Raw genomic sequence first — 749 nt, 5'->3', positions numbered from 1 at the left:
CCAGAAATCGTCTGATGAACGATATTGAGTTTACTTTCGAAGTAACGAGCTCTCGCCTCAAAAATCTTTTTTGAATTKKCTGCGCCTCCAGCAATGTGTTTGAGATTGCCATTTTCTCGAGGTCACTTTCCCAAACAATCTCACTCGTATTATTAAACTCTGCTTTTAAACGACTCTCTTTTGCGACGGCATGGACAAACCGTCCTTTAAGAGATTCTAAACGCGACAAAGATTGCTGTTCAGAAAGCTGTATTAGTAGCTGGCCTTTCTCAACATAATCCCCTTCTTGGATCATTAAGCGTTCAACAATGCCACCTTCAAGATGTTGAATTGCCTGACGTTGGCTGCTTACGGACAAATCACCATAGGCGATGGCTGCACTTTCAAGTTTTGCTGTTGCCGCCCAGTAGCCAATGCCACCACCAAATAGTGCAATAGATAAAAACCCATAACAATGGGTCCTTGATATTCAGAGTATCTTGTGGCGAAAACGTTCTAACACGYCTAACGTCTCACCATTTCTCTGCGCTAATTGATTAGCCATGATTGACCCTCGGAATGTCTGTTTGACTCGATCCCATCAAACGCTTCAGTACTTCGTTCTTTTCGCCATACAGCTTAACTCGGCCTTCAGAGAGATAGAGCAGACGATCCATATTTCTCATCGTGCTCGGATTATGAGCGATAACGATCACGGTGCTTTTGATTTTTAAGTGAGTAATGACATTTTGATACGCCGCTTCTCCTTC

Annotated in this window: 2 pseudogenes; both read right to left on the bottom strand. The window is 43.2% G+C overall.

Going from position 1 to position 749, the window contains the following annotated elements:
• Positions 1–295: pseudogene (locus tag CIK04_RS34385) on the bottom strand (HlyD family type I secretion periplasmic adaptor subunit); the annotation flags it as partial.
• Between the two features lie 241 nt (positions 296–536).
• Positions 537–749 (bottom strand): annotated as a pseudogene (locus tag CIK04_RS27395) (type I secretion system permease/ATPase); the annotation flags it as partial.

It is taken from the genome of Vibrio sp. 03_296 (genome assembly GCF_002265885.1).
The sequence above is the reverse complement of the archived record's forward strand: the minus strand, read 5'-3'. Positions and strand labels throughout refer to the sequence as shown.